We start from the raw sequence: 22615 nt of genomic DNA, 5'->3' as shown, positions 1-22615 counted from the left end.
CAATTGCATTGACTCGTATGTTCACCATTCTATATTTTAACCAACTTTAGAAAATTCATTTTATGTCCCAGAAGAAAATTATCGTAGTATTCGGTGCCACTGGCGCCCAGGGCGGCGGTTTAGCCCGTGCCATCCTTAACGACAAGAACAGTGAATTTGCCGTGCGTGCGGTTACCCGTGACCCAAATTCAGATAAAGCAAAAGAATTGGCTACTATGGGCGCTGAGGTTGTCCAGGCCGACCTCGCAAATCCCGATTCAATTTACAAAGCCATGGAAGGGGCATATGGCGCGTTCTGTGTCACTTTTTTCTGGGCACATTTCTCTCCTGCACAGGAAGCTGCAGAAGCAAAATGTATGGCAGAGGCCGCAAAGGCCGCAGGTGTAAAACATGTCATCTGGTCAACACTGGAAGATACCAGGATCCTTGTACCATTAAATGATGACAGGATGCCAACACTGCAGGAAAAATTCAAAGTACCCCATTTCGATAGTAAGGGCGATTCCAACCATTTCTTTACCGATGCAGGCGTGCCTGTCACTTTTTTGCTCACCACTTTTTATTGGGATAACCTGATCTATTTTGGGATGGGTCCAAAGCGTGGTGCTGATGGTGTTTTGGCGATCACATTCCCTATGGCCGATAAAAAATTAAGCGGCATCAGTGCTGAAGATATTGGTAAATGCGCGTATGGTATTTTTAAGAAAGGGGAATCCCTGGTCGGAAAAACAGTTGGTATTGCCGGTGAACACATCACCTGTGCTGATATGGCAAAAGCACTAACCAAAGTTTTGGGCGAAGAAGTACGGTACAACAGTGTGACGCCTGAAATGTTCCGGTCATTTGGATTTCCAGGTGCTGAAGACCTGGGGAACATGTTCCAGTATTACCAGGAATTTGAAAAAGAATTTACGGCAGCAAGGGATATTGATAATGCCAGGGCTTTAAACCCGGAATTACTGTCCTTCGACATGTGGCTTGCCGAAAATGCAAAGCGCCTGCCACTTGATTAAGTAGTTACTGTAATTATTCATGACACGTATACCCTCATGGAAGATTTACAATTTTATCCCTGCAACAAATGAAATGCTATAAACCAGTGTACTGATTTTGCCATTGCTTGTAGTGGAAACAAAATATTGGTTATTATGATTGGTAATGCTGACTGATTCAATTTTTGCCGGGGCGGTGAAGGTCATATCGGTACGCAATCCCATAAACCAGTTCTTTTGGTTTACAAAATTCCAGTATGCAGTGGTATTTATACCAGGCAATAACTGGGTTTTATTGGTTAATGGAGCTTCAACGTATGGAGTTTGCTGTTTGATGGTACAAAAAGAAAAAGCCGGGCCAATGCCAATGGCCAGGTTTTCCTTTTTGTTTTTCACCATATACGCCACATAAAAAGTAGACAGGCGGGCATCAATGGTAAGGAAATTGTATTGGCCGTTTTGGACATGGGCTCCTTCAACACTTGTCTGGAATAAATATCCAATCCCCGCTTCAATGGCTGTCTTTTTATTGCGCTGGTAGCTGTACCTGATCCGGAAATTGACGATATTTTTCTGCTGCTTTGGATATTGGTTAGTGCCGGATAATTCACCCAGTCCTAATAGCAGCCAACTCAGGTCATAGGTCTTATTCGCATTAAAGTTGTTTGCTGACATATAATCCATCAATTGGCTGCCCATCTGTGTCGCTGTAAAGCCTTGTTCAATACTGATATAATGCTTCTTCTGTGCGAAAGAAATGGAACTGCTTAAAATCAAAATAGCGAAGAAAATTCTCTTTTTCATGATTTTGCTTTTGAATGTTACAACTTGGTTGACAATTCAAAAGTATATAGCTGAACAGGGGGTTGCTAATTGATAAATGCGGTTAATGCTTACTTGCTGGGGATTACTGCATATTGGCTATACTGCTATTTAAGGGTGTAGGATTTTTTTTGCCAAAATACTACCCATTGGGTCACTATTTGCAATAATTACTAAAATTGTTGGTACGGAATCGTAATAAATGCGGTTTATTTCAGTAGTATTTTGAAAGGAATCTGCCTTTAATGTGCCTGTCAAAACCAATAATAGCAGGGGAGTGTTTATTTAAGGGAGGTTCACTTCATGATGCATAAACCTTTCGGCTATACTTAGCGGGCGAAGCGTATACCTTTTTTTTAGGTGGTGGCCAACCGTACGGTGTAAAATATCCCTTAAGGTTTCTATTACTTCTATGGTATAATCTCCTTTATTAATCATCACACATTCAGCCATAGCAGCATGACCTGCGTCGGTGATTTCCGAACGGGTGGCAATACCGGACTTGTTTAAGGTTTCCAATACCTGTGTAGCCCATACTACAGGCACATGCGCTGCTTCACAAATCCAAAGAATTTCTTCCTGTATTTCTCCCATTCTTTCAAACCCGATTTCAACCGCCAGGTCCCCACGTGCTATCATTACCCCGAAGGCTTCCTGTTGCATACCACAGAGTAAAAGCATCGGAAGGTTTATTACAGCATCCGGGGTTTCAATTTTGATAATGATATGCGGCGGTTTAGGGGAAAGGTTTTTTAAGGCTTGTTGTAAACCTTCCAGGTCGGCAGGATTTCGTACAAATGAATACCCAACCATGTCTGCGTTTTTGCAGATAAAAGGTAAGCATGCCTTATCAAATGCAGTAAGGGGGGAAATGGAAATTTTGGAGTCAGGGAAATTAATGCCTTTCCCGGATTTGATCCGCCGTATTTTTGAAGAAACCCGGATAATGCGCATAGCCGCACCCGCTTCATTGATCGTTTCGATTACACCTTTTATCATACCGTCGTCAATAAATACCCTTTCCCCGGTTTTCAGCATCGCTATGATGCCCGGTTCATTGGGACTTATAACGATTTCATTATTAGTAAATCCTTTGGCATCATCTGCCAGCCAAAGCAGCTCACCTTCTTTTATTTTAACAGTTCCCTTATCCTTTCCTTTATTGATTAACCTGGTCCTGATCTTGGGCCCGGCCAGGTCCATATAGATATTACAATTAATGCCTGTAAGCCTGCATGCCCTTTTAAGGTGATAAATCATTTTAGACCATGTGGCTTCATCATCGTGCGCACAATTGATCCGCGCTACATTCATCCCATTTTGTAAGAGGTTTTTAATCAATGCATAATTGCCAGCATAGGAAGCATCAAATGTTACCATTATGTATGGGGAAACAGGATCATTTTTTTCGCCGAAAAGGATTTTGCATTTTTTGTCTAACTGCAGCTTGTTATAATCGTAAGTACAGGAATCCAGTTCATCGGGGGCATATGACTTACCCAGTCGCTCTAAAATACTTTGCAGCTGGCGGTGGATATGGCTTTCTGAACTGGCTAATGAAGATAGCCCGAAAATGTGCAGTGAATCCTGGAGTTCACGGATGTCTTCATTTCGCAGCGTTAAATATTCAATCATATTCTTTGCTGCCGGGTATTGAAGGGGATGGATGTTTTTAAACACCTCCGCTCTTTTTTCAATTTCCAGCAACATTTTTTTCTCAAGTTCCAGTAGCTGTTGCTTTATTATCCCTAATTGATCCGGCTCCATTGTTGAATTATGATTTTAATTGCATTTGCACCAGGATAACTGATTTGTGGTTTTAAAAAATATAACCCAGGTTGATCATATAGTTCCTTGGCGCACCGGCCCATTTATTTACATTATTATAAGCGCCGGTCCAATACCCCTGGTTGGTAAAGTTATTCAGGTTGGCGCCAATCCTCATATGTTTGAAGGAATATTGCAGGCCGGCATTGAAGACAATATAGCCGGGTAAAACCAGTCCGCTTTGTAAAGTATTCCGGAGGCCTACCTGTGAATGCCCGAATGCTATACCTAATCCTTTAATGGCATTCCTGGTGAAAACATATTTGATCCAGCTGCTGCTGGTGTTTTTTGGTGCATTTTCCAAAATCATGCCTTCCTGTGACTGGACCTTGCTTTTTGTAACTTTCGCATCACAATAAGCATAAGACAGCATAACACTGAGGTTGGGTAAAATATTTCCTGCGATTTCAGTTTCCACACCTTTTGATGTCACCTCACCCAATTGAACATAACGGTTAGGGTTAGCCGGGTCATTGGCATTTACGGCCACATTTTGCAAGCTGATCTGGTAAGCGGCAATTGAAGCTGCCAGTTTATTCCTGAAGAAATTCCCTTTCACTCCGAATTCCAGCAATTCACTGATCAATGGCTTAAAGGGTTCATTGAATACCTGTGCCGTACTGGTGGGTTCCAGCGGATCAAATCCTTTATTGTAAGTGCCGTAAATATTGATATTAGGTTTTATGGCATAAACAATCCCCAACCTGGGTAGCAATACATTTACCCCTGGTTCTTCTTCGCCATCCGCACCAGCCCGGAACATTTCTTCACGCAAACTGAATAAAAATTTCCACCTGTCCAGGCTGACCTGGTCCTGTATATAAATACCATGTGTCTGGTAAATATTTTCATCGCCACCTTCACCATTATGCGTATACGTTGAGGGCTGGTACGTGCTAACCGGCCTTTGCGGGTAAACCGGGTTTTTCAGGCTAAATCCGCCTACAATACCACTCCCAGCGCCATACTGGTCGGGCAATTCAAAATAGCTTTGTTCCGGTTCCAGTTCACTGCGGATGTAATCGTATCCAGCCAGTAACTGGTGGCTAAGCTTGCCTGTAAAAAATGTATAAGTGAAATAGTTGGTCCAGGTAGTGGTTAGGGTCGGATAGCTCCAGGTGTGGTAAAACAGGGATACCGAATCATTGGTGACATAGTTGTTTATGCCATGTTCGGCTACATCTTGCCGGGTGATATAATTCAGTAAGCCGGTATTAAAACTCAGGCGTTTGTTGATCTTGTAAGATAAAGTGGCGATTGCTGCTAAATCAGTTTCGTGGAGGTAATCACCCGGTTGGCTGACCGAAAGGTTATGCGGGGTGTTTGTTACTGTATTGTCGTCCCTGAAACCAGGGGCACCACGGTCAAGCACTGAATTGGTATGTGATAAAGACAGGTCAAGGTTGATCTGTAATTTACTATTGGGAATGAACGTGAAAGAGGGTGCAACCTGGTAAGATTCTGAGTTGACCTGGTTGCGGAATGAACCGCTTTTATCATAACCCGCATTCACCCGGTATAAAATAGTTTTTTTAGCATTGAGCGGACCGGTTATATCGCCCTGGGCGCGCCAATGATTCCAGCTTCCCTGGAAAAGGGATATTTCCGCTGCTTTGGTATCAAGGGGTTTTTTGGTCACCAGGTTAATCGTTCCGCCCGGATCACAGTTTCCATACAATGTTGCTGTAGGCCCTTTCACCACTTCAATTCTTTCAACATTCACCAGCATATTACTGGTGTAACTGGTGTTGTAACCACGAAGCCCGTTAATATTGTGCGGGTTTTCAGCTCGGAGTCCCCTTATCGTATATTCTTCATAACCTGAGTATTGGTTCACACCGGTAACTTCATCAACAGCATCTTTGAGTGTGAGCTCCATTTTGTCTTTGATCAGTTCCTTGGTTACTGTTGATATGGATTGTGGGATATCCTTAAACGCGGTTTGTGTTTTTGTTCCGTAGTAGGAATAATCACTTTTATAGGATTTCAAGGACCGTCCTTTTATTTCAACTGACGCAAGGGGTTCATATTTGTCAGAGAGTGTAATCGTGCCCAGGTCAACTGGTGATCCGTCCTTTATGTTTACAGCCTGGACCAAAAAGTCACTCGCAACAGATGTAATTACCAGTGTGTCCTGAAGCAAAGGCAGATGTTGCAGGATGAAATTCCCATTGGCATCGGTTTGGGTCATCTTTCCGTTTTTTTTCAACTGGACAGTAACCGCAACTGCAAGATCACCGCTAGCAGTAAGGATTTTCCCTTTCAATGATCCGACATTCTTTTGGGGAAATGCAGGTATTGGAAAATATAATACTAATACAAGCAGCGCTATTGCCATCACAATCCCAGGCCTGTTCACTTTCTTCATGGATCTGCCTTTATTTTTTAATGCGCAAAAGTAAATAATTACGATTTAAGGCAGTATTATTTTACATGCATCATAATGTCATATATCTCTTCCTGTGACAAAGCGGTTTCGAAAAGTAAAATATCATCTATGAACCCTTTGAAAACCCTTTCGGTTGACTGCGCATTCCTGCCAATATTCCAGGGTGGTTCAGTATAGGTCTGCCCGGCTGTTTCACCCTTAGGGTTTTTGGGTTCTTCTTTTTTTGTAGCGACAAGGTTCCCGTCAACGTACAGTTTCAGGTATCCGCCAGCCGTAACCCCCGCGAGATGGTGCCAGTGCCGGTTCCAGTTTCCAGGGACCGTTGCAGAAGATTCGTGACCTTCCCAGCCACCCGTATAATAATTAATCACTGTATTACCGCCTTTTACCTGGAGCGTATTCAAATTCCCTTTTGCAAAAACATCAGCAAAATTTTCCTCATCCATTGGATAAACCCAGCACATCATGGTAAGTGTTTTGCCATTGCTCAATTTATTGAGATACGGGGTGCCTGGAATTTCAAGATAGGCTTCCTGCGAGGCATCCGCCTGGATTGCCTTGCCAAATAATCCATCCACCCATTTTACCTTGCCTTTTACGATGGCATGGTTCCCAAGGCCGGATAAATCCTTAACTGTATCAGCAGGTCCGTCATCAAAACTAAGCGCTACCGCTGCTTTCCCATAGGCTTGTAAATGAATATTTGCAATGCGCTGTTTTTGGGGATTTAAAACCCTGACTTTCATCGGCTCCAGGCTCCCTATTCCTGCTGTGTATACGCCATCATCAGCCTGTTTGAATGTAAAGGCAACCCGTTTTTCTTCGCCAGGTTGCAATGCCAGTCGTTGCTGAGAGATTTCTTTGTTGTTGATGTAAAATTTAGTTGCTGCAAAACCCGCAGTGCTGCCGGTATTTTTCACAATGGCTGATACTGCTATACTGTCATTTGCCATCACCAATGCCGGTTGGGGCATTTCGAGCTTATTATAAGTAAATGTTGGTGCTGTGGGTTCAACCTGAATGCGCTGCGGCTTAATGGAGTTTACAGTAATGTAGTGACCGCCAGAACGGTACAGCCTGGTTGGACAGGTTACCCTTCTTGTTTCCCCTGCCTGCAGTATGGCATATTCATTTTTCAGTAATTTACCATCAGTCCTGATTGATAATTCTGCCGTTCCTGCTGCATTACCCTTATTGTGGATAAGCACTGAAATGTTGAAAGGTTTATCAGGACTGGTTTTGGCGGTTGACAGGGTAAGTTCGCTGAAGGTAAATTCTGGTGAGCCTGTAGTCATAGACGGGGGAGCTGCTGCCGGGTTACTACCCCATTTTTTATTGGGCAGTGCACCCATATTAAAAACTATTGTCCTGCCGTTGATGATATCGTCATGTGAAATCCATGGCCTGTCCAAAAGTTTAGCATCTATGGAGGCTGATTGTATATATATGTTTTTCGCGGAGTTATTTGTTGCTTTGATCCTGAAGTTTTTTCCATTTGACAGGTGGATGATGACTTCATCAAAAAGCGGGCTGCCAATTTCATAAACCGGCTTGCCAGGTGAAACCGGGTAGAAGCCCATTGCACTCAAAACATACCAGCTCGACAATGCCCCAAGGTCATCATTGCCGGGGATACCTCCGGGCGTATTCGTATAATTTTCTGTGACTATTTTTCGGGCCCATTTTTGTGATTGCCAGGGTTCGCTGCAATAATTGAACAGGTATGCATAATGTAAAGGAGGCTCATTATCGTGCACGTAATAGCCCTTCTCAAAACATTCGGTAAGCCTGGTTGTGAATTTTTGTACGCCTCCCATCAGGTTTACCAATCCTTTTATATCGTGCGGCGCATACCAGGAATAAGTCCATTCCGTACCTTCACAATAACCGGCATCCGACCATTGTCCATCTTTGGATTTTGCTTTCATGAAGCCTGAACCCGGTTCATACAGGTTGGCATAATAGCCGGCCCTTCTCAACAATGTATCATAATCATCCTTGTATGCTGTTTTATTTCCCGTAACTGAAATGAATTCAGCCAATGCCCAGTCATTATACGCGAATTCGAGGGTATGCGTAACACTGCTGGTAATTTCAGCCGGCACGTAACCATTGCTGTTAAAGTCTGCCATTTCCCTTCGGGCATAAGGTGGTACCAATACACTTTTCCGCATAGCCTCCATGGCCTTGCCTGCATCAAAATTCCGGATACCTTTTACATAGCAATCTGTAATTATTTCTATGTTATGGTTGCCCATCATGTTGCCGGTTGGCAGCCAGCCGGTCCTGTCATATTCATCCAGCTCTGAGCTGATCATTTCTCCCTGGCGCACCGGATCTATAATAGTAAAAAGCGGATGTTTTGAGCGATACGTATCCCATGGATACATCCCGGTATAACTACTATTTGCTGCACCGGCGTCTGATTGTATAGACGGCATAAAAAAAGAATGGTAAAGGGCTGTGTAAAAAACAGATTTCTGGTTTTCTGTTCCACCTTTTACTTCGATCTGTCCCAGTTTATCATTCCATACCTTCCTGTTGCTTTGGGTTAATTCAGGGAAATTCCATTCGGGTGCTTCAGCCTGCAGGTTTCTTACAGCGCCTTCACCAGATGCGGTGGAGAACGCGATCTTAACATCAATGCATGCTCCGTTAGTTGTGGAATAATTGAGTGCCACGCGCCCGTTTGCGGCAATCCTGCAGGACCTGAATGGTTTGCTGAATTTCGCTACATAATAATATCCCCGGCTTCTGCCTGCAATGGTAACTGAATCAATGATCCGGGTATCAGAAATTCCCGATAATGAAATTTTTGATGATGATGATTCCGGAAATGTAAACCGCATGTATCCGACCCTTGATGTGGCGGTATACTCTGCTTTGACATGGTAGTCATCCAATAATACGCTGTAATAAAAGGGAGTGGTTTTTTCATTAGCATGACTGAAGCCGGATCCTGTTAAAGCCGTTGCGGAATCCGGTGCGCCTGTTGAAACCATCAATTGAAAATTTCCCTTTGAAGACCAGCCGCTGTGATGATCCAGGAAGCTGAATGAGCTGATCATTTTATCCGTATAATCATAACCGTCAGGCGTCACCTGTACCATGCCATAGGGTGCCAGCACGCCCGGGAATGTAGCGCCTTTTGATTCCCAGACCGTCAGGTGGTCTGATTTGCCTGTTCCAATATAGGGATTAACATAATCAACCGGTTGCCTGTCCTGCGCGATTGTTTTTTCCGTGGAGAACAATATTGCAATGATGCTTGCCAATTCTTTCAAAAGTTTCATGGGACTGAATAAGGGACTATATTTTTATTTATTGTGGAAGTAAAAAGAGGCCGGAACCGCCCGCTTGCCTTGGTTTTCGGGATTGTATTCAAGTTTTAAGGCAAGCGAGGATTTGTCTTCTATATAAGCGAGCCTGAAAGCATGGTATCCTTTCTTTAACCCTATCCTTCCAGACTTTTCCATATTTGCATGTTTTCCATCGTTATCAATTATTTCCTGGTTATCTATCCAGAGTTTGCTGCCATCGTCGGCCGAAAGGTGAAAATTGTATAACCCGTCTGCAGGCACTTTTATATACCCTGTATAGTTCAGACCGGAATATTCGGTCCGGGTGAGGTCATTGATGGATATCTCCTGGGAAACGGAAACTTTTACCGGTTTTGCCGTATCGAGGTCACTTACCTGGTTCGGATAAAGTTCATACGCTGCCACCTGCAAGCCTTTTTGTAACTCCGCAGGCTTCGAAGCAGTTAATAATGAATAGGCCGTTACTGGTAGTTCAGTGACCTTTCCCGGCAATATGCCCGCTTTGAAGGAACGGACCTTTAATTTGCAGGATTGGTTTACAGTAAATGGCTGGGTATATAAAGCGGATGACTGGTCGGGTAATGTGCCATCAGTGGTATAACGGTATTCAATACCTGCAATGGCATTCATGGTAATTGTCGGTTTAAGGGAATTCCCCGGGTAAGTTATGTCTACCCTGGAAGCTGGTGCGAAGGCGCCTGTATTGGCAACTTTTAACACGTACGCATATTGCGTTTTTATTTTATTGGGATCAAATTCAGGAAACTCAACCAGTACATCATTTCCCTGCTGGTGCCAGTTAAGTGACTGGTGTGAATCCAATAATTCCATCGGTGTATTCGCCTGCAAAACCAGGTCTTTTATAAGGAACTTCCTGTTGGATGGCCATTTAGGGAGATGCACATATAAATTATTTTTTGCTGGGTTATAGGTGAAGAAACATTCCTTAACCGCATAGCCGGGCTTAGGATCAACGGTAAGTGTCATCAGCAGGTCTTCGCTGCCGGGAGAAGGCTTGTAATCGCGCCTGCCTTCTCCCCACTGGCTGGCTATCCGCCACCTTACAGTATTGTAAATTGATTCATTATTGATATTCATCCACTCGCCAATTTGCAGTAATCTTTCCTGCATGATAGGAGGGATTTTCCCATGTTCATCCGGACCAATATCCAGCAGGAAATTTCCGCCACCGCTCACCTTGTCGATCAGTTGCAGCACAAGCGATTTAGAGGAATTATAGTCCCATGCATCTTCCAAACGGTTATACCCATACGACATGCCCATGCCACGGCTTTCTTCCCATGCATGGTCTTCAAAGTTGAGGTCGGGCTGGTATTCGGGGGTGAAAACGCCGCCGTGTTTGAAACGTACGCCATCGCCCCAGCGGTCGTAAGTAACTACTTGGTCTTTAACCGGACTTTCATTATACATCCAGGCCAGGAATTCTTTTGATTTCCAGGCTTCAGCACTTTGGTCCCATTCGCCATCTGTGAAGAAAACTTCAGGTTTATAGTTGTTGATCAGGTCCTTCATCTGGGGCCATTCGTGTTCGTCAACATAGCGCTTCCTGTCCTTCAGCCACAACGGGTTGTACCATTCATACAGGGAATAATACATGCCCGGATGTACGGTTGTCTTACGTAAGGCAGTAAACAAATCTCCCAGCAAATCGCGGTGAGGTCCGGCTACTGTTGCATTCCATGGGAATCCCCATGTTTTATTGGCTTCCTGGCTTGGCCACAATGCAAAACCATCATGGTGTTTTGAGGTTAGTACCACATACCTTGCGCCGGATTTTTCTATCACCCGGGCCCATTCGTCCGGATTAAATAATTCCGCTTTAAACTGGTCCGCAAGCTGGTAATAGGTAAGGTCGCCAAACTTTTTTTTGTGGTAATTGATAGTAGCCGTATCGCCGGAATTCAGGCCATTCTGGTACCACTCGGAATATTGTCCTTTTGAGCGGAAGCCCGGAACGGAATAAACACCCCAATGGATGAATATGCCAAATTTAGAATCCCTGTACCATTGTGGAACCGGCCGTTTATCTAATGATTCCCAGGTGGGTTCATATGTTTGCGCCTGCATTACCATAGCCACGCAACATAATGCGATTGCCAGTGTGAATCCTTTCATATTTCTTTAATTAATCGTTAGTTCAATTTTTTGTAAAGCGCCTGATGATGCAGCCTCTTTGCCATTTATAAAAACAAAAAACCCTTTACCCCTTTTATACCTATCGCCAGTCTTGTCATACATTATTGTCAAAACCTGGCCATGGTATAAAACATTATCGAGGCAAAAATAGGCCCAGCTGTTTTCGGGGATGAGTGGATTAATAACAAGGCTATTTCCCAGTCCCGGCCTGAGCCCGACAAGGCCTGAAATAACTAGGTCGCAAAAACTGGAATGGTTATAATCTTTTCCCCTTTCAACACCACCCTTTTCTTCAGACCATGTCCCGTTTTTCCAGGATTTTAATCGGGTTCGTGAAATCCAGTCACCGGTAAACGGGTTTAAATTTTCGTCAATCCAGGGAACTATTTTTCCATCACTGCGTTTTATCTGGTGGCTGTTCGCATAAATGCTGAACAGTTTAAAATAGTCTGCTTTGCTAATATATTCCTGGTTATAATTATTCAGGGTGTTGGCCATTGCGGTAAGTGTTATGGAAGTAGCGAAGGGCCAGCTTGGCCCGTTCCACTGGCATTCATGGCCTTTGTAGGAGATAGCGAAGCCGGGATGATTTTGTTCGGCTGTAGTAGGACCATAGGGGGCATAAAAATAACGGGGGTCCATTAAGAATTTCCATGCCTTTGAATACCCGCTATCCGGAAGGTTGAAAAACCAGGGCGTATAGCCATGTAATTCCCTTGCGGTACAAAATTTTGAACCCTTGTCCCTTGCAAGCACCTTAAAAAAGGCGGCTGTATCATCCCAAAGCTTGTTCTGCAGGTTTTGTTTAATGATGCCTGCTTTTTCATTGAAGCGTGAAGCAATATCTGGCTGGTCAGAAAGCGCAGCTATTTCAGCAATAGCTTTTGCGTCGCCATACATGTATGCGTTAATCGTTGCACGATAGCCGGCATTATCGGTAGCGCCGGTTCCCCCGATAGATACTTCCATGCCGTCATTGCCATCAACCTGCCAGAATAAACTATTACTGTCCAGTTTCTCTTTTTCCCAGCCTGTATAATTTTCAATCAATTCCGGCAGGGCAGATATGGCAAATGAAGTATTATTTGTTACCTGGGCCTGCCGGAGAATAGCATTGGCTACCGGGAAGCTGTAAGTGCGGATACCACCGCCACCCTTTAACCAGAATTTTTCGTAATCGTTGATGTATTGCTGGTCATGAAGCCATGATCCTTCATAAATATGCAATGCGGCTGCACAGTTAATCGTGTTGTATTTTCCAGCCCAGGGAACGTTGGGGAGGAACTCAGTGATAACATATCCCCCAGGTGTTTTTTTAATGTGTTTCCGGTAGGTCCACCACCTGAAATAATAGGCCTGCTCTATTTGTTTATCAGGGCAATCAAATAAGGGAATATTTTTTGATAAAAAATACCAACTCTTTTCGTTTGGTATATATTGAACATAAAGTTCGTTGTCATTCGCATTAAATGAATCAATATAATGCTTGTACGTTTCGGCAGTCAGGATTGGTTGCGCAACAGGCTGTTTACAGGCTGAGCACCAATGGCAGGCAATAAAAAACAGGACATATATTATATTACTGTGTTTCACAGAAAACCGTTTTAAAAACCAAGGTCTTTATCTTCATGAATGGCTATTCCTATCTGCTCCTTATCATTTCGCCTTCCATTATAATAAAGCAGCCAGCCATTTTTGTTTTGTATAGCATAAGGCTTATATACCGCACTGGAATCCCAGCCGTTTCCCGGCTGTATAATGGGGTTATCCTTAAAGCGCTCCCAGTTTGATATACCATCTTTTGACCTCGCCATACCAATTTGTGCAAAATCAACATTTTTAAAACCGATGTAAAACATCAGGTAATCATCCTGGCGCTTGATGACCTGGCATGCAGTTACCTTTGCTTTTTCCCATTCTTTTTTGGTATCCGGACGAAAAATCGGATTCCCGGGGTACTTGGTCCAGGTAAGGCCATCTTTACTGGTCGCATATCCTATGGCATCGGGCTCGTATTGTTCACCGCCTGAATACCACATTTTGAAAATATTTTCATTTTCATCCCAGGCCACATGCGGGCATTGCACTGCATTCTTTTCCCATGGCAGGTCTGCAATTAATACTGGTTTTGGACTGGCTTTGGTGAAATGTTTTCCATCTGTGCTGGTAGCATAACCAATGGAGGATGCGCTGTCGGTTTCACCGGTATACCACATATGGTACCTGCCATCTTTTATTAATACTACCGGCCTGTTAACATCACGTTCCCATTTGCTGCTGTCGTCGTAAGGTAAACATACCACCGGGTCGGACCATTTTAACCCGTCGGCACTTTCAGAAAGCGCAATGCTTCTCTCCGGGCGCCAGGAACAAAACATCTGGTAAGCGCTGTCATTTTTGTTTATTACACTGATGTCGAATATTGTTCCGAATTTTCCGCCAAGGACAGGGTTGTGTTCATATTTTTTCCATCCGCCGGAGGTTTCCGCCGGTGTGTTACTGCCACAGGCGCAAAGGATTGCAAGGAGCAGTGAACAAAAAAACAATTTCATGCTATTCGATTTTTTAGTTTTTGAAGATTAGTATTGTAATAACATCAGCGGGGCATTATTAAATGCAATGAGTAACGCTTTTTTCCCGCCTGCGAGTTGTATCGGCTGGATGCTCCTTACTTCACCTTGTATATTACTGAGAGGTTCGGGCAAGGGCAGTGTTGTTTTGAATTTGCCTTTTCCATCACCCTTGCAGAAGGATAGTGCTAGTGCATCGTAACGGCCTTCAAAAGGCTGGGTGCCAAAAAAGTTTCCACCTGCCAGTATATCCGTTTTGCCATCCTTATCAAAATCAGCGCAGGCAAATGAAAATAATGGCTGCCATTGCAGTTCTTCAGGAAGGAGGGAAGCGTTAAAATGCCCTTTCCCGTCATTTACCAGGACCATAGAAGCGAGTGTGGCAGCTGAAAATACCGCTGCGCCATCGAGTTTTTCACCGAAGATTTCCTCAACCGTTTTTCCAGCCATTTCACCATACCTTAAAAATTTCTTTTTGATATAAGGCAGTTGCTTTTCTATGTCCTCCTTGTTCAGGAAAGTATAATATTTATCACCCTTTGCAACAGCAAGGATCTGGTCTGCTCTTCCAAAGCCACTGATGTCTTTGCTGAACATTTTCAGCGGGTATTTAGTGCTGGCTGTGATTTTACTATTCAGTCCGTAGTTCCCCAGCAGGATGTCTTCAAACCCATCACCATTAATGTCTGCAGTTTTTAATGAGCACCACCAACCGGATAAATTCTTGTCATTATTTGTCAGGGGTGTCCTGACAAGTTTGCCCTGGTTGTTTTTAAACAGGACCGGCTGCATCCATTCGCCAACTATAACCAGGTCAGGCCAGCCATCTTTATCAATATCCACCCAATTTGCATCTGTAACCATACCAAGATGGTTTAAGCTGTCTGTAATAGCTGTTGGTGAAAAACTGAATTTCCCTTTACCATCATTTATTAAAAGGTAGGAGGCGGGTGTTTTGCTGTAATTCCTGGATATGGACCTGCCGCCAACGAAAATATCCATGTCGCCATCATGATCAACATCTGCAGTGCGCACCACGGATTTATTCTCATACATTTCCGGCAAATTTTGGGAGCGGGAGAAGTGACCTTTGCCATCATTTATATACAACCTGTCGTTCAGCAATGGAGTGATCCCCGAATAAATATTCCCCCCGCTAACGACGTACAGATCCAGGTCGCCATCCTGGTCGGCATCAAAAAACGTTGCATCAACGTCTTCCCACGCTTTGTCTGCAATAAAGGAACTGCTGTCGGCCGAAGGCCTGAAACTGCCATTCTTTTGCTGCATAAATATTGCGCCAGCCTGGTTCTTAGCGCCGCAAATATAAAAATCCTCCAGGCCATCTTTGTTTACATCGCCGATAGCCAACCTGGGGCCCTGGGTGGAGAGTTCATGCGGGATGAACCATTGGTCGTTAAAATCGAAATAACTATCCTCCTGGTGTTTGAAATTGTTACCCAGGTTTGAAGTGATATTTGTAAACAGGGTTTTATTGCCGCTGTTTAACAGCTTTGTTATAAAATCCTGCTGGTTTAAAAGGGTATCATTGCTTTCCCTTTTGTAAGTGATTTTTAAGGTGGTGTCGGCCTTGATTTGCCTGATCGACTGCAATGTATTATCGGGCCAGATGATAATCATGCTGTCTGCGGTATTTTTGTTGCCCAGACCAAAATTTAAAACAGGGTCACTGCTGCTCATAAATCCTTTTGAAGTTTGCAGTTCCTTAAATAAAACTTTCCCATCAGAGAATAAAAAGACTTTTGCGCCAATAGCATAAGTGTTAGGTGACTTTCCGCTTAGATTAAGGTTTAAATAGTTTGTGCCTGCAAGTTTCTGGCGGGTATTGTTGCGGTAAATACCTGCAGGTTCATTCATGTTATTGGTGATGATATCAAGGTCGCCATCACCATCCAGGTCTGCATAGGCGGCACCCTGGGAAAGAGTTGCATCTTCAAAACCCCAGTTGGTGGACTGGTCTTTAAAGACCAGTGAATCACTGCCTTCAAAAATATAGTTATGCCATTTTCCCGGTGGTAAATGATCCAGTATTTCCTTATCATGTTCCCTTGCACCTTCAGCGGAATGTTTACGGGGAAGGCTGTTTAAAAATTTAATATAATCCAGGTCATTGGGCCTGTTTTTAATTCCATTTGAAATGAAAATGTCAGCTAAGCCATCGAGGTTAAAATCAGCAATCAGGGGAGACCAGCTCCAGTCTGTTGCGGCCACTCCGCTGAACAGGGCAATGTCTGCAAATTTCATCCCGCGACCGATATTCAACTGCAGGCAATTGCGGGAAAACTGGTTAGTATACCCGAATCTACGCTGTGCCGTATAAATATCCAAAGGATCATCTCCCAGGGAAGATTTCAGTACTTTTTCATCAGCAGGCAGCATATCCGTAGTTATTACATCAGGCCATCCGTCATTATTGATATCAGCGACATCATTGCCCATGGAAAATTTTGATTCATGGCCAAAAGCAATGCTGTTCATTTCCTCAAATGTTCCATTGCCTTTATTGATATAATAGTAATCGTTTTCATGAAAGTCGTTGCTGACATAAATATCATCGTAACCATCCTGGTTGAGGTCGGCAACCGCCACGCCAAGGCCATAGCCCAGCGCACTGCTGATAATGCCTGACCCTTTTGTAACATCAGTAAACCGGGTGCCATCGTTCCTGAATAATTTACCCCCGCTAACGGCACTGTATTTATCCCGAAGGGCAGCGGTTCCATAAGAGGCAGTCTGGTGCGTGGAATGCTGCAACTGGAACATGTCGAGGTCGCCATCCTTATCATAATCGAAAAAAACCGCCTGGGTATTGTATCCCTGGATATCCAGTCCCCATTTAGCAGCAGTTTCCGTGAATGTATTGTTATGGTTATTTATAAATAACTGGTTGCGTGAATTTTTGAAATAAGAGTAGGCGGCCCCGTTATTATCATTTGGGTTGTGGTTGGCCACTGTAGATAAATAAATATCCAGGTAGCCATCCCCGTTAACGTCTGCCATAGTTACACCGGTTGTCCAGTCGGAATTACCGGCCACACCTGCTTTTGGGGTGATATCTTCGAATTTTAAATTGCCTTTATTCAGGAATAATTTATTTCCCCCTGTGTTGGATACGAAATAAATATCTGGGCGACCGTCATTGTTGATATCCCCCACGGCAACGCCTGCGCCATTATAGTAATAGAGATAATCCATAATGCTCAGGGTGTCCCTGTCAATATTTTCATTGACAAAATCAATTCCTGTTTCTGAAGGTTTCAGTTGGGTAAATAAAGTGTCTTTTAAAGCACCTGTGTTTTGTTTACAGGATGCAAGCACTAAAAAACAAAGCAGGCAACTTATAGAAGTCAGGCGTTTCACTGGAAAAATATTAATCTAAAGAAAAGAGTAGCAACCAGTGGGTTGCTACTCTTAAGTTAAGCCATTTATCATCCATCAGGATTAGTATCCGGGATTTTGTGTGATGTTAGGGTTGGATAAGATTACTGATGATGGAATCGGTAAGATATAAGTATGCTTATCTGACGGATCAGCTGGTTTATCAGGGAATGTCCTGCTTTCCAGGAAATGACCAAACCGGATCATATCCTGCCTGCGCACCATTTCCCATGCCAGTTCTCTTGCCCTTTCTGCATACAAATTATCAAGGGTAAGTTTATCTGAAGTCCAAGGCCATTTGGGATCGGAACTTCCTGAATAAGCCCTTCTGCGTACTGCATTCACAAGATCAAGGGCTTCGCCGAGGTCTTTGTTTAAGCGAACTTCACATTCTGCCTGCATTAAAAGGATATCGGCATACCGGAAGAGGGGAACATCATTGCTAATGTTATCTCCAACGTTACCACCTGGCTCTGGCCAGTATTTGATATTCCTTAAACCAGCCATCCTGAAATAAGGCGCAGGATTTGAAATCAGGGTCATTGTGTCAAAATAAGCCAATGGCAATTGTGACTGGTCATCGTAAATAGTGATTGCCCCCGGATCAGAATTCGGTAATCCAGCAGGAAGTGTATTGCTGCTTGAATAAAGGATATTCGCGTGGGGCGGGTAAGTAATCCCTTTTACATACTGCTGGCCAATCAGGAATTGCCCGGTACGTTGGTCTTTAAAGGTCCTGTAAACATTTGTGTTTCCGTCTACCACCCTGGTTTCATATATCGAAGTGGTATCGTAATAATCGTAAAATGGTTTAGTAGTACACATACCATTGTTACCCATTCCGTTTTGCTGGAAAGTAAGGAAGGCATTATTAAACTGGAGGGACGCCACAACAATGTAGTTACCGCCACCGGCAGGCATTACATTGGCCTTATAAGGAACAGAAAATATATTTTCTGTTGAGGCCTCCTGGACTGCATCCCTGAAGTTATCATAATAATTACTCATTAAAGAATAACCACCCGCTGTAATCAGTTTGCACTGATCAATACATTCCTGCCATTTTGGGGTGCCTGTATAAACTTCAGCATTCAGGTACAATTTTGCCAGTATACTATGCGCAAAATATGTATTTACTTTTCCGTAGGTGGCAAGGCTTCTGTCTGTAGTAAGATCAGGCAGGTTTGCATTGAGTTCTGCAACCAGGGAATCATATACCTGGGCCCTTGGTATATTAACTACGGTGGATGGATCCTGTTTGAAATTGGTTACATACGGGATGTTGCCAAAAAGATCCAACGCCAGGTAATAATAATAAGACCTCAGGGTTTTCATTTCAGCAAGGTCAGATTTCAGGGTAGCAGGAGCGGGATTTAAATTCTGGAGCGTGTAAATGATATAGTTACATTTACCAATTCCATCATAAATAACTCCCCAGGCCCAGCTGTTGAAGCCATTATCGGCAGTTTCCGAATGATAGAAAATGTTTGTCCATTGTCCGCCATCACCCCAGTCGCCACCGCGGGTTGGTGTGATCATTTCATCGGAGGAAATTTCATTTTCCCAATAAACCCCGGACTGGCCTGGTACACTTTGTAAGGCTGCATATGCAGGAGATTTACCAGCGGCAATCTCCTCAGGAGTCGACCAGAAGTTTTCGTTAACGATCTGGCTGTATACCTTGGCGTCGAGCTTCGTACAGCGAATTCCTGTAAGCGATAAAGCCATAACGCCGAGAAGAATTATTTTAAATTTCGTTTGTTTCATACATCAGTTTATTTTGGCATTCAAACCTTTTTGATTGCTTTCTATTTAAAAGAAACATTTACTCCCACTGTAATTGAACGGGATTTCGGGTAATAGCCGCCATTCCCGCTATAAGTGAGGTCAATGAAGGCGGGGGTAGCTGAATTGTTTACGGTGGCTATTTCAGGATCAAGGCCTTTATATTGTGTAATCACAAAAAGGTTGTTTCCGGAAATGTAGGCACGCATACCTTCAATACCTTTTATTTTCGGCAGGTTATAGGAAACTGTAAGGGCTTCCAGCCTCAGGAAACTTGCATTTTCCAACCAGTAATCCGATGGTGTTGGGTTGTCCCTCAAGCCACTTGTTACGGCTTCTTTTAAAGTATTCACTGAAGGCAAATTGTTGTAATTGGCCAGGTTTAAATTGGTGTTATTAAATATTTTAATACCTGAAACACCCCTGAAAAATGCATTCAGAGCCCAGCTTTTGTAAGCAAAGTTTGTAGTAAACCCGTAATTGAATTTAGGGTATGGATCTATGTATTTGTTTTGTGCTTCCAGGTAATTTGTTGTTAAGCTGCCGTCTGCTTTTTCAAACTGGGACAATCCATCTGCAGTTTTACTCACATAATGTGGCAGGTAAAAAGTATAAGGTGACTTGCCAACAATTAAGTAGGTAATAGGATTGGCACTTAATCCACGACCAGAGGCAGATCCTGCAACTATATTATCTGTGGATAGTTTCTGGCCATTCCATGTTCCGGAAAGGCTGGTTACCTTGGTATTGATGGTGGTAATTTGTCCGCCAAGCGACCATACAAATTTATCATTGCGGATAATATCACCATTCAGTTGCAATTCAACGCCCTTGTTGGTGAGTTCACCTACGTTGGCAAGTACAGAAGGTACAAAATTCGGTGGCACCTGAACGCTATAGGTATACAACAGGTTTTTTGTTACATCATTAAATACACTCAATGATCCTGATATACGGCCTTTCAGCATTGCGAATTCAACACCTAAGTTTTTACCATGTCTTTCTTCCCAAACCAGGTCTGGGTTAGGGTTCTGGTTAGGCGTAAATCCTACCGGGTATGGGTTATTCGTATTGGTGGGATTGTAGGTAACTCCGGCACTTGTTAATGTAGTGAGCGTATTATACGCGCCAATGGCATCCTGGTTACCAACCACACCATAACCTAAACTAACTTTCAACTCATCAAGCCAGCTGACATTTTTCAGGAAGGATTCGCTCTTTAAGCGCCATGCAGCGGATATAGACGGGAAGTTACCCCACCTGTGGTTTGAACCGAATTTAGAAGAACCATCTTTGCGGAAACTAGCGGTCAGGTAATACTTTGAATTGTAATTATAAGTAGCCCTCGCCAAAAAGGAAATTATCTTATACTCTTCCTTGTAGGAACTTATTTTATTTAAACTGGAATTACCATTCTGCAAGGCATTGTTCTCATTTGCATCTACAACATACCCCTGGCCATAAGCGGCGAAATTATCATAGGTATAATAGTTATACTCATATACACCAGTAGCAGTGAAATTATGTTTGTCAATGCTCTTGGCGTAATTAAGGTGGATATCGCCTTTCTTGGAATCCCTGTTGGCGTTTGTTTTCCTGCCGGCATTGAGGTTGTTGGCACCTGGAATGACCGGTAGGTAATAATCGCCCTGGGTATTAAATTTGCTGATTGAACCTGTTAAGCCTGCAGTAAGATCCTTAAATACTTTGTAATTGATAGTGCCATATTCCTGCGTCAGCTTCTCTTTGGCATTATTGGTAACCGAGTTCTGGTAAATTACGGGGTTCTGGTAATTATACTGGTAAACAGGGTTGTCTGAACCGTCATCCATTTTGATCCTTATATAAGGCGGAATAACATTGGCCCAGTTGAAAACATCCCTGTTGACCAATTGGCGTGTTGTATTCGTACTTACAATACCCATCGCGATAGTCAGCTTGCCATTCATTGCTTTTTGCTCGGCGTTGAAACGCATGCCATATTGCTGTTTGCCGGTGTTAATCACGATACCCTGATTGTCCTGGTAGTTTACAGAACCGCGGTAACTGAAATTATCTGTGCCACCTGTAATGCCTAAAATATGGCTGTGCGAAATACCTGTACGTAGGAGGGCATCCCTCCAGTTATTGGTTACCCCGGCAGCACTATTATATTTATCATATGTAGAGGGGTCCACGCCAAGATTTTGGGCCTCAGTGTAAAACTCAGGCGTGGTAAGCATTACCGGCTTCTTTGCATCCTTGGAAAAAGATAAGAAACCGGAATAATCCACCAGCATGCGTCCGCTACGGCCCTTCCGTGTGTTGATAATAATTACACCATTTGCACCACGTGAACCATAAATAGCAGTTGCAGATGCATCTTTCAGAACATCATAAGAAGTAATATCACCCGGAGGTATGTTTGAAATCTGGCTAACATCATCCAGGATCACACCATCCAGTACCAGTAATGGACTTTGGCCGCCTGACAATGAAGTTTGTCCGCGTAAACGCAGTACAACCTCAGCATTTGGGTCACCGTCAACTTTAGTCACTACCAGACCTGGCACTTTGCCCTGGATCTGGTCCATTGGGTTTGTAACCAGGCCCTGTGTGAAATCCTTTGATGAAATGCTGGAAACCGCGCCTGTTACATCTTTTTTCCTGGCACTACCATATCCCACAACGACAACGTCATTGAGTCCGGTTGCTTCAGGTTTCATGGAAACAGATATGGTTGTCTGCTTCTCAATATTCACTTCCTGGCTAGTATAACCTACATAGGAAATAATAAGCACTTTAGCATCGTCCGCAACTTCAATAGCGAAGGATCCATCTTCCAGCGAGGTTACTGTCTTTGAGGAACCTTTTACACTTATAGTCGCCCCGGATAAAGGCTCACCTTTTTCATTGGTAATTTTACCGGAAATAAGCTTGTTGACAAATGCCTCTTTACCGGCAACAGCCTCCACATTTTTTGATATTACAAAAATTTCAGATGACTCAATAAACCGGTATTTCAATCCCTCTTTACCTAAAGCATTGTTTAATACTTCAGATACAGGCATATCCTTAACATTAATTGTTACGGTATTGACTTTTGAAAGAATGTCATTACTGTAAGTAAAACGGTAACTGGTGCTCTGTTCAATTGCTTTGAACAACCGGGTGAGTTTTACGTCCTTTAATGAAAGAGAGACTTTTTTATCCTGTGAATACACCCCTGCGCTTACAGACATGGTACAGGTTAAAATTAATGCAGCGACAAAATTCATAACCATTAGCAGTTTGGTTACTGGCGACGCTCCATAGCCTCGCCAATAAGCATGAGTTTTTTTCATACCTTTATTTTGGTTTTTTAATAAAAAATCG

Annotated in this window: 11 protein-coding genes; 1 reads left to right on the top strand and 10 read right to left on the bottom strand. The window is 43.3% G+C overall.

The features are described 5' to 3' along the window. Positions 1-62: 62 nt before the first annotated feature. Entirely contained in the window at positions 63-1013 is a 951-nt protein-coding gene (locus tag LAQ65_RS07370; protein WP_224116308.1) for an NmrA/HSCARG family protein, read from the top strand. Between the two features lie 45 nt (positions 1014-1058). On the opposite strand, the gene LAQ65_RS07365 is transcribed toward LAQ65_RS07370, so the two are convergent. From LAQ65_RS07365 to LAQ65_RS07320, 10 genes are all read right to left on the bottom strand, one after another. Next, positions 1059-1796 (bottom strand): hypothetical protein, encoded by a 738-nt coding sequence (locus LAQ65_RS07365; protein ID WP_224116307.1) that lies wholly within the window; start codon positions 1794-1796, stop codon positions 1059-1061. A gap of 303 nt (positions 1797-2099) precedes the next feature. After that, complete coding sequence (locus LAQ65_RS07360; RefSeq protein ID WP_224116306.1) at positions 2100-3581, bottom strand: pyruvate kinase; 1482 nt, start codon at positions 3579-3581, stop codon at positions 2100-2102. A gap of 52 nt (positions 3582-3633) precedes the next feature. Then, on the bottom strand, positions 3634-6009 hold the full coding sequence (locus LAQ65_RS07355) for a TonB-dependent siderophore receptor (protein ID WP_224116305.1): 2376 nt from the start codon (positions 6007-6009) through the stop codon (positions 3634-3636). Between the two features lie 56 nt (positions 6010-6065). Next, positions 6066-9323 carry a GH92 family glycosyl hydrolase gene (locus tag LAQ65_RS07350; protein ID WP_224116304.1) on the bottom strand — a complete coding sequence of 1086 codons (3258 nt, stop codon included), beginning with the start codon at positions 9321-9323 and terminating at the stop codon, positions 6066-6068. Between the two features lie 24 nt (positions 9324-9347). Next, on the bottom strand, positions 9348-11486 hold the full coding sequence (locus LAQ65_RS07345; protein WP_224116303.1) for an alpha-L-fucosidase: 2139 nt from the start codon (positions 11484-11486) through the stop codon (positions 9348-9350). 6 nt (positions 11487-11492) lie between these two features. Then, on the bottom strand, positions 11493-13100 hold the full coding sequence (locus LAQ65_RS07340; RefSeq protein WP_224116302.1) for an MGH1-like glycoside hydrolase domain-containing protein: 1608 nt from the start codon (positions 13098-13100) through the stop codon (positions 11493-11495). An 11-nt stretch (positions 13101-13111) separates the two neighbouring features. Next, the gene (locus LAQ65_RS07335) at positions 13112-14059 is read right to left on the bottom strand and encodes a glycoside hydrolase family protein (protein ID WP_224116301.1); all 948 of its coding nucleotides are present in this window, start codon (positions 14057-14059) and stop codon (positions 13112-13114) included. A 27-nt stretch (positions 14060-14086) separates the two neighbouring features. Beyond that, positions 14087-17458 carry a VCBS repeat-containing protein gene (locus LAQ65_RS07330; RefSeq protein WP_224116300.1) on the bottom strand — a complete coding sequence of 1124 codons (3372 nt, stop codon included), beginning with the start codon at positions 17456-17458 and terminating at the stop codon, positions 14087-14089. Positions 17459-17539: 81 nt separating this feature from the next. Further along, positions 17540-19243, bottom strand: coding sequence for a RagB/SusD family nutrient uptake outer membrane protein (locus LAQ65_RS07325; protein WP_224116299.1), 1704 nt, complete (start codon positions 19241-19243; stop codon positions 17540-17542). Positions 19244-19284: 41 nt separating this feature from the next. Next, complete coding sequence (locus LAQ65_RS07320) at positions 19285-22584, bottom strand: SusC/RagA family TonB-linked outer membrane protein (RefSeq protein ID WP_224116298.1); 3300 nt, start codon at positions 22582-22584, stop codon at positions 19285-19287. Positions 22585-22615 lie beyond the last annotated feature (31 nt).

The organism is Flavihumibacter profundi (assembly GCF_020076305.1).
Lineage (GTDB): Bacteria > Bacteroidota > Bacteroidia > Chitinophagales > Chitinophagaceae > Flavihumibacter > Flavihumibacter profundi.
This window is presented reverse-complemented; position numbering and strand designations above follow the sequence as displayed.

Excerpts from the sequence above, each read along its gene's own strand:
- LAQ65_RS07370 (WP_224116308.1), top strand. The coding sequence starts at position 63 with ATGTCCCAGAAGAAAATTATCGTAGTATTCGGTGCCACTGGCGCCCAG.
- LAQ65_RS07365 (WP_224116307.1), bottom strand. The coding sequence starts at position 1,796 with ATGAAAAAGAGAATTTTCTTCGCTATTTTGATTTTAAGCAGTTCCATT.
- LAQ65_RS07360 (WP_224116306.1), bottom strand. The coding sequence starts at position 3,581 with ATGGAGCCGGATCAATTAGGGATAATAAAGCAACAGCTACTGGAACTT.
- LAQ65_RS07355 (WP_224116305.1), bottom strand. The coding sequence starts at position 6,009 with ATGAAGAAAGTGAACAGGCCTGGGATTGTGATGGCAATAGCGCTGCTT.
- LAQ65_RS07350 (WP_224116304.1), bottom strand. The coding sequence starts at position 9,323 with ATGAAACTTTTGAAAGAATTGGCAAGCATCATTGCAATATTGTTCTCC.
- LAQ65_RS07345 (WP_224116303.1), bottom strand. The coding sequence starts at position 11,486 with ATGAAAGGATTCACACTGGCAATCGCATTATGTTGCGTGGCTATGGTA.
- LAQ65_RS07335 (WP_224116301.1), bottom strand. The coding sequence starts at position 14,059 with ATGAAATTGTTTTTTTGTTCACTGCTCCTTGCAATCCTTTGCGCCTGT.
- LAQ65_RS07325 (WP_224116299.1), bottom strand. The coding sequence starts at position 19,243 with ATGAAACAAACGAAATTTAAAATAATTCTTCTCGGCGTTATGGCTTTA.
- LAQ65_RS07320 (WP_224116298.1), bottom strand. The coding sequence starts at position 22,584 with ATGAAAAAAACTCATGCTTATTGGCGAGGCTATGGAGCGTCGCCAGTA.